Raw genomic sequence first — 8,059 nt, 5'->3', positions numbered from 1 at the left:
CGAGCCCTTCCACATAGGCCCATATCACCCGTGCCGGATGATCTTGTCCGATCAGGCTGTCGATATCGACCGCTCGCAGTTCGACCTGGTCGCGCACCGGCTCGCGCAGCCGCGGCGCACCGCGCCGCACTGCTTCGGCCCGTGGCTCCGCTTGNTCCGGCAGCTCTCCAAACAACTCGTCACCAGCCATCNTCCCCCTCCTGCAAATCAATCCGCGAAGAGAATCACAGCTGCCACGCGCCCGATATAAAAAGATTCACAGTCTCTTCGTCGACAGCGTGCTGCCGATCGTGGAGTCAAAGCGCGAGGCGATCGTGACGAATGATTTCGCCATCGGCGACCACGCACGCATTTTGCCGACGCCCGGGCACACACCGGGCCATGTCGCCTTCACTCTTGGGCGCGGCAAGGACGACGCCGTGTTCTCCGGCGATCTCATGCACTCGCCGCTGCAGACGCATTATCCGGAACTGTCGGCGAAGTTCGACGTCGACCAGGCGCAGGCGGCGCGGACGCGGCGCAGTTTCCTGGAGCGCTATTGCGATACCGATACGCTCTGCTGCACCGCGCATTTCCCCTCGCCCTCGGTCGGCAAGATCAAGCGGAGCGGCGACGGGTTCGCGTGCGAGGCGGTGTAGCTGTCGGAGGGGAGCTGCGGCTCGGCCGCGTTCTCCTCACCTCTCCCATAGGGAGAGGTCGGCGCGTAGCGCCGGGTGAGGGGCTACGCTCTATCGAGGGACCTGAACCCCTCACCCGGATCGCTGACGCGATCCGACCTCTCCCTATGGGAGAGGTGTTCGAGCCCGCGGCACCATCAGAGCTCAATCGAACAAGCTCGGCGTGTGGTTGACGATCGCGCCCTCGATCTCGAGCATCTTCAGCTTCGTCACCACGCCGCCATTCGCCGAGAAGCCGCCGGGCTTGTTGCCGGCCGCGAGCACGCGGTGGCAGGGCACGACGATCGGGCACGGGTTGCGGCCGAGCGCCTGGCCGACGTCGCGCGACAGCTCGACGCCGCCAAGCTGCTTGGCGATCTCGCCATAGGTCATGGTCTTGCCCGGAGGGATCCTGCGCGCGATATCGTAGACGCCGCGGTTGAACTCCGGCACGTCGAGATCGAGCACGACCTCGGCAAGGTCGTTCGGCTTGCCCGCGAGCAGTTCGATCATGGCTTCGATCGCGCGTCTCACTTCCACTGGCGGTGCGGCTTCCGTCACCTCGCCGCCCCGCTGCCGGATGCGTTTGCGGGTGTTTTCCTCGCTGCCCATCGGCAGTTGCACGCCGGTGATACCGTATTCGCCCCACATTACGCCGCAGGCACCGATCACTGTGTCGAAGATCGCAAAATGCTGGCGGGTCATGGCTTGCTCCATCCGCGGATTCGACATGTCGAGCTTTCTCCTTGCAATGGAATCTAGGCTTGGAGAATGTTGCTATCCACCCGAATCCTGCGGGAACTTGCGAGCATCCCCATGCAAACCCTTCGCGTCAACGGATACGACATGGCCTATCTCGAGGTGGGCGAAGGGCCGCCATTGGTGTGCGTGCACGGCTCGCTCTGCGATTTCCGCATCTGGTCGGCGACGCTGGGACTTCTGTCGCGCAAGCACCGCGTGATCACGGTCAGCCTCCGGCACTTCTTCCCCGAGCGCTGGAATGGCGTCGGCGACACCTATTCGATCGCCCAGCACGTCGAAGACGTCATCGCCTTCATCGAGCAGATCGAACCGAAACCGGTCGGCCTGATGGGCCACTCGCGCGGCGGACACGTCTCCTTCCGCGTCGCGCAGCGGCGGCCTGATCTGCTGCGCAAATTGATCCTGGCCGAGCCCGGCGGCGAGCTGGATGAGACGCTCGATCCCGACTTCAAGCCGAGCCCCTCCCCGCTGGCGGCGCGGATCGCCGCCTCCGCCGAAATCATCGCCAAGGGCGACATCGATGGCGGGCTGCAGATCTTCATCGACGCGCTGGAAGGCCCCGGCGCCTGGAAGCGGCTGCCGGCGGCGGTGAAAGAGCCGTTGCGCGACAACGCGACGACGCTGATCGGCCAGACGCGCGACAAGCGGCCGCCGTTCTCGAAGGCGGACGCCGAAGCGATCAGGACACCGACACTGTTCATCGGCGGCGCCAACACCAGAGGCGCACTGCCGAAGGTACTGCACACGCTGGCGGCCAATGTGAAGGATTCGCGCACCGAGATCATCCCGGGCACGACGCATCCGATGTTCGAGCAGGCCCCGCAGCGCTACTGCGAGATCGTGCTGGATTTTCTGGCGGGATGACGGTCGGTCATATCAGCCGCATCACTTGTGATCGAGATACCATGAGCCATCCCAGGCATCGGCGGGCGGATTTGTCTTGAAGCCTTCGATGCGGTTGACAAAGGTCATGGATGGTCCGTCGGCGGGAACCGCTTCAAGTGCCTCATTGAAGGCCGCAAGCGCCTCGTCCCAACGTTGGGCGCGATAAGCGGCCAGTCCCTCGGAGTATCGCTTCAACAATGCCGATTGTGCCGGGCTGAGCTCGCCCTTGCGCCCGATGATCTCGAACACCGTGACCGGCCGCGTCTGGCCAACGACGACCAGCCGATCGACCTCGCGAAACTCGATCGCATCGGCGGCCGCTTTCACCGTCGCTTCGGAAACCAGGGCATGGCTGCCGTATATCTTGTTCACGCCCTCCAGGCGCGAGGCAAGGTTTACCGCATCGCCCATGACGGTGTAGCTCATCATGAATTCCGAGCCGATGCTTCCCACCAGCACCTCGCCGGTCGCAACGCCGATGCGAACGTCGCACTCGCTCGGTACCGACCGCACGCCCAGCAGTTCGGGCAATTCCGTCCGCAATGCCGTACCGCGATCGGCCATGTCGACGGCGGCAAGGCAGGCAAGCCGCGCCTGTTCGGCATCCTCGTTGAACGGCGGGCCCCAATAGGCCATGATCGCATCACCGATATATTTGTCGATGATCCCGTGATGGCTGCGGATCGGGCCGGACATGGTCGAGAGGTAGTGATTCATCACCTTGACCAATCCCTGCGGCGTCATTCCTTCGCTGAGGCTGGTGAAGCCCTTCATGTCGCAGAACAGCACGGTCATGATACGGCGCTGACCGTCGGTCGCGGTCAATGATTGTCGCTCAATCAGCCCCTCCACGACTCGCGGATCGATGTATCTGCCGAAGGTCTCACGCATCCGCTCCTTGTGGCGCAATTGCTCCACCATCTTGTTGAACGCCGTTGTCAGTTGGCCGATCTCGTCTCGCGTGGTGACGTCGATCGAGCCATCGAGCCGACCGGCTTCGACGGCGCGGGTCCCTTCTAGCAAGCGCCTGACCGGCCGCGTGATGCCGGTGCTTACGAAGAACGAGAACAGCAGGCCCAGTATCGCGGCGAGTGCTGTCAGAATGACCGAGATCAAGATCGAGCTTTGCTGATCTCTCATCGTCGCCGCGGCGCCCGCGCGCACCTGCGCCAGCATCTCCCCGCGGACCTCGTCCACTCTCTGGTTGAGTTCATTGCGCAGGGCTTCGGTGCGAGCAAGGCTGGCATTGACTTCGGCAAGATTGCCGGCTTCGAGCAGCGGCAGCAGCCGTTTGTGCTCCTCACCCAGATAGCGGCGGAGGTCGTTATTCAGCGTCTCAATTCGATCGTCGATCCGACCCAGCCTCGCATTGTCGGATTCCGTCGAAAGATCCGCGATGATCGCGTTGATGAGGCCACGCGCGGTCTTCGCTTCCTGATCGACTTGCAGACCCTTGGCCTCGTAAACTTTCTGCTGCTCGGCCATGGCGGCCTGGTCCGGCGGCGAATGCATGCCTGCGATCACCATCCTGCGGAGCGCCAATGCCTGCTCCAGCGAACGGACGTTCATCCGCGCCAGATGACCGTAAGCCTCAACATATTTCGTCGTCAGCTCATCGAGCTGGTGGGCGATCCTCCTTGCCATCACCGTCGACAGCACCGAGATGATGGCCATCAGCACGATGAGGCCCATGGCGATGCCAAGGATTCGGTTTCTGATCGTCGGTTGCAGCATCAAAGGGCGCTCTGACATGACAGGCGGAATCTTCGAAGCAAGAACGGGATGACACGAGAATGGGAAGCACGGCCGATCGAGACCTCGCCAATCAAGACGTCCGATCGGCATCGAGCAAATTTAGCACAGTTCCAGAGACCCGATTGAGTGTCGTTTTCAGCGCCACCGAGACTGGCAGGCTTTTTCTGCGCGGACTCCAAGTCCTCAATAATGAATTCGGGACAAGACGAAGCCGCCGCTGAGGAAGCTTTCGGAAAAGCTCCTCACAGGCTCCCTATGCACAGTGCCGACATAGGGGTGCTGTCGCTCGACCGGGGCAGGTCGGCCGGGTTTCACCTTGACCGGACCTCGGACCGGGGTTAGCTTCACCGAATACGGAATTCCGTATTCCGAAGGAAAACGCCCGGCATGCTCCCGCTCGAGCCGCTACCCAACCTGATCGACCAGGTCTATGCGCGGATCCTGGAGGCGATTATCGACCGTACGCTGCCGCCGGGGCAGCGGATCACCCAGAACGAGCTTGCCGAGAAGCTTGGCGTGTCGCGCCAGCCGGTGTCCCACGCGCTGCATCTGCTGCACCGTCAGGGATTGGTCGCCGAAAGCGGCCGCCGCGGCTTCGAGGTGACCCAGCTTGATCCGCAGCGCATCCGCCAGCTCTACGAAGTCCGCGGCGCGATCGACGCGCTGGCGGCACAGCTTGCCGCCGGGCGCAGCAGGACCGATGCCTCCGGCCGCGAGCGGCTGAACGCGGCGCTGACGGCCGGACGCGCGATCGATGCGAAGACGCCCCTCGCCGAACTGATCGCGCGCGATGTCGACTTCCACAGCGCGATCTATCTGCTGTCAGGCAATCCCGCGATCGAGGAGATGATCGCGCCGCAATGGGCGCATATGCGCCGCTCGATGGCGACCGTGCTCGCCGAGCTCGATTATCGCGAAAGCGCCTGGGCCGAGCATGAGCAGATCGCCGCGCATATCTTCGCCGGCAATGGCAAGGCGGCCGAGGCCGCGGCGTCAGCGCATGCGCAGACGGCAGGACGGATGACGGAGGAGAGATTGAGAGTAGCGACCATCGCTGCGTGACGCTCCGTCATGCCCGGGCTTGACCCGGGCATCCACGTCTTGGACGCAGAGAGAAAGGCGTGGATGGCCGGGTCAAGCCCGGCCATGACGACTGACAGATCAACGATAAACCAGAAGGAGGACACACCATGAAACTGACGCCAGAGCAGATCGAATTCTTCAACCGCGAGGGCTGGCTGTTCCTGCCCGAATTGTTCAGCCAGGAAGAGGTGGATTTCCTCGCCCGCGAGGCGGTGAGTATCTACGGCGCCAACCGCCCCGAGGTGTGGCGCGAGAAGAGCGGTGCGCCGCGCACCGCCTTTGCCGCGCATCTCTACAACGAGGCCTTCGGCGCCCTCGGCGCACATCCGCGCATGATCGAGCCGATCGAGCAGATCTTCGGCGAGAAGGTCTACATGCATCAGTTCAAGATCAACGCCAAAGCGGCCTTCACCGGCGATGTCTGGCAGTGGCACCAGGATTACGGCACCTGGAAGCGCGACGACGGTATGCCGGAGCCGCGCGCGATGAATATCGCGATCTTCCTCGACGAGGTGATGCCGATCAATGGCCCCTTGATGCTGGTGCCGAAGAGCCACCATGCCGGCGACCTCAAGGCCGCCCATGACCTTCAGACCACCTCCTATCCGCTGTGGACGCTGGACGAGGAGACCGTGACGCGCCTGGTGAAGGACGGCGGCATCGTCGCGCCGACCGGCAAGGCCGGCGGCATGCTGATGTTCCACGGCAATCTGGTGCATGGATCGAGCGGCAACATCACACCCTATCCGCGCAAGATCGTGTACCTGACACTGAACGCGGTCTCGAACTACATCCGCACGCCGACGCGGCCGGAATACATCGCCCATCGCGATTTCACGCCGATCCAGACGGTCGCCGACGACGCGCTGGTCCGGCTGGCGCGTGCGCCGCGGCAGGCGGCGGAGTAGTCTTCCTGTCATTCCGGGACGCGCGAAGCGCGGGCCCGGAGTCCATTTCTCCGCGCGCGCATGCGGCCCGATGGATTCCGGGCTCGACGCTTGCGCGTCGCCCCGGAATGACCAAGCCAATCATCATCGGATATCCCGCCATGAACCTCCACCACCTCCTCAAAGCCCGCGCCGCCGCCGGCAAGCCGGTTCGCGTGGCGCTGATCGGCGCCGGAAAATTCGGCTCGATGTTCCTGTCGCAGGTGCCGCACACGCCGGGATTGGAGGTGCCCATCATCATCGATCTCGACCGCGACCGCGCGCGCGAGGCGTGCCGCACCGTCGGCTGGGGCGAGGATCGGATCAAAGCCACGACGTTCACCGATGACGGCGCGCGGGCGATCGCCGGCGGCGCGATGGATGTGGTGGTGGAGGCAACCGGCAATCCGGCGGTCGGCATCAGACACGCGCGCGCGGCGATCGCGGCCGGCAAGCACATCGTCATGGTCAACGTCGAGGCCGACGTGCTGGCGGGCCCCCTGCTCGCGGAGGAGGCCCGCAAGGCCGGCGTGGTCTATTCGCTCGCTTACGGCGACCAGCCGGCACTAACGGCGGAAATGGTCGATTGGGCACGCGCCACCGGTTTTCGTGTCGTTGCCGCCGGCAAGGGCACGAAGTATCTGCCTGTTTATCACGACGTGACGCCCGAAGGCGTTTGGAGCCACTACGGCCTCACCGCCGGCGAGGCGCAATCCGCCGGCATGAATCCGCAGATGTTCAACTCCTTCCTCGACGGCACCAAATCCGCGATCGAGATGGCGGCGATTGCTAACGCTACCGGCCTCGACGTGCCCTCCGATGGCCTTTTGTTTCCGCCCTGCGGCGTCGACGATCTCCCGCATATTTTGCGGCCGCGCGAGAAAGGTGGCGTGCTGGAGAAGTCGGGCGTGGTGGAGGTGGTGTCGTCGATCGAGCGCGACGGCCGTCCGGTCTTTCGCGACCTGCGCTGGGGCGTCTATGTCGTGCTGGAAGCGCCGAATGATTATGCCGCCGATTGCTTCAAGCAATACGGGCTGAGGACGGACGCCTCCGGCCGCTATGCGGCGATGTACAAGCCCTATCATCTGATCGGATTGGAGCTGAACATCTCGGTCCTGTCGGCAGCATTACGCAATGAGCCTACCGGCCAGCCGCACGGCTTTCGCGGCGATGTCGCCGCAGTCGCCAAGCGGGATCTGCGTGCAGGCGAAGAGCTCGATGGCGAAGGCGGCTACACGGTGTGGGGCAAGCTGATGCCGGCACACGCAAGCCTTGCCGCCGGCGCATTGCCGATCGGGCTCGCCCATCGCGTGAAGCTGAAGAACAATATCGCGCATGGCGCGGTGGTGCGATGGAGCGATATCGAGATCGACGCGAATAACGAGACGATCAAGACGCGCAAGGCGATGGAAGCGGCGTTCGGCGGGACGAAGGCAGACGCCGAGCGCGTGCGTGCCTGACAATTGAGCGCGCGCTTCGCAACCGCGATAGAGCATTGCGCTTGATTATCGCTCGGCGAACGGTCATGCTCGCTGACGGAACCGGACATTTCGGAATTCCGCTAACAAGAGCCTGTTGAAGGCCTGCGAACCCAATCACCACAATCCAGCGTCGGTCACCGACGAAGCCAAAAACGACACTCAAGATCGTTGTCCCTCGTCGAGGTATCGACACCAGCAGAGGGGAAACGCAATGAAACGTCGTGAGTTCTTGAAGGCAGGCGGCATCTCGCTCGCCGCGAGCGCCATTGCTGCGCCCGCGGTTGCGCAATCGATGCCGGAAGTGAAATGGCGCCTCGCGGCGAGTTGGCCGAAGGCGCTCGATACGCTCTATGGCGGCTGCGAATTTTTCTGCAGGCGGGTCGCCGAGATCACCGACAACAGATTCCAGATCCAGCCGTTCGCGGCCGGTGAAATCGTGCCCGGCCTGCAGGTGCTCGATGCCGTGTCGAACGGCACGGTCGAGATCGGCAACACCGCGCTCTATTACTAC

7 protein-coding genes and 2 pseudogenes (1 of these 9 cut by a window edge) are annotated in these 8,059 nt (G+C 63.6%); 6 read left to right on the top strand and 3 right to left on the bottom strand.

Annotated features, from left to right (window positions below; all coding sequences use genetic code 11):
* Positions 1-190: pseudogene (locus YY7_RS0146500) on the bottom strand (IS5/IS1182 family transposase); the annotation flags it as partial.
* A 76-nt stretch (positions 191-266) separates the two neighbouring features.
* Here YY7_RS0146500 and YY7_RS55550 point away from each other — a divergent pair.
* Positions 267-638 (top strand): annotated as a pseudogene (locus YY7_RS55550) (MBL fold metallo-hydrolase); the annotation flags it as partial.
* Positions 639-821: 183 nt separating this feature from the next.
* On the opposite strand, the gene YY7_RS0146490 reads toward YY7_RS55550, so the two are convergent.
* Positions 822-1,361 carry a methylated-DNA--[protein]-cysteine S-methyltransferase gene (locus YY7_RS0146490; RefSeq protein ID WP_028169002.1) on the bottom strand — a complete coding sequence of 180 codons (540 nt, stop codon included), beginning with the start codon at positions 1,359-1,361 and terminating at the stop codon, positions 822-824.
* Positions 1,362-1,472: 111 nt separating this feature from the next.
* Here YY7_RS0146490 and YY7_RS0146485 point away from each other — a divergent pair, with 111 nt between their 5' ends.
* Positions 1,473-2,282 (top strand): alpha/beta fold hydrolase, encoded by an 810-nt coding sequence (locus tag YY7_RS0146485; protein ID WP_028169001.1) that lies wholly within the window; start codon positions 1,473-1,475, stop codon positions 2,280-2,282.
* Between the two features lie 21 nt (positions 2,283-2,303).
* On the opposite strand, the gene YY7_RS0146480 is transcribed toward YY7_RS0146485, so the two are convergent.
* Complete coding sequence (locus YY7_RS0146480) at positions 2,304-4,037, bottom strand: adenylate/guanylate cyclase domain-containing protein (protein WP_028169000.1); 1,734 nt, start codon at positions 4,035-4,037, stop codon at positions 2,304-2,306.
* A gap of 408 nt (positions 4,038-4,445) precedes the next feature.
* Here YY7_RS0146480 and YY7_RS0146475 point away from each other — a divergent pair, with 408 nt between their 5' ends.
* The 4 genes from YY7_RS0146475 to YY7_RS0146455 form a co-directional block, all read left to right on the top strand.
* Positions 4,446-5,120 carry a GntR family transcriptional regulator gene (locus YY7_RS0146475; protein WP_028168999.1) on the top strand — a complete coding sequence of 225 codons (675 nt, stop codon included), beginning with the start codon at positions 4,446-4,448 and terminating at the stop codon, positions 5,118-5,120.
* A gap of 128 nt (positions 5,121-5,248) precedes the next feature.
* Positions 5,249-6,049, top strand: coding sequence for a phytanoyl-CoA dioxygenase family protein (locus tag YY7_RS0146465; protein WP_028168998.1), 801 nt, complete (start codon positions 5,249-5,251; stop codon positions 6,047-6,049).
* A 140-nt stretch (positions 6,050-6,189) separates the two neighbouring features.
* Positions 6,190-7,527 (top strand): NAD(P)H-dependent oxidoreductase, encoded by a 1,338-nt coding sequence (locus YY7_RS0146460; protein ID WP_028168997.1) that lies wholly within the window; start codon positions 6,190-6,192, stop codon positions 7,525-7,527.
* Positions 7,528-7,759: 232 nt separating this feature from the next.
* Positions 7,760-8,059, top strand: partial view of a TRAP transporter substrate-binding protein gene (locus YY7_RS0146455; RefSeq protein ID WP_028168996.1) — the beginning only. Its footprint extends 789 nt past the window's final position; the window shows 300 of its 1,089 coding nt (coding positions 1-300); it begins with the start codon at positions 7,760-7,762; its stop codon lies beyond the right edge, outside the window.

Origin of the sequence: Bradyrhizobium elkanii WSM2783, from assembly GCF_000472865.1 — a bacterium.
In the GTDB taxonomy this organism is placed as follows: Bacteria; Pseudomonadota; Alphaproteobacteria; order Rhizobiales; family Xanthobacteraceae; genus Bradyrhizobium; species Bradyrhizobium elkanii_A.
Note: the sequence above shows the minus strand (reverse complement) of the source record. Positions and strands in the feature narration are given on the sequence as shown.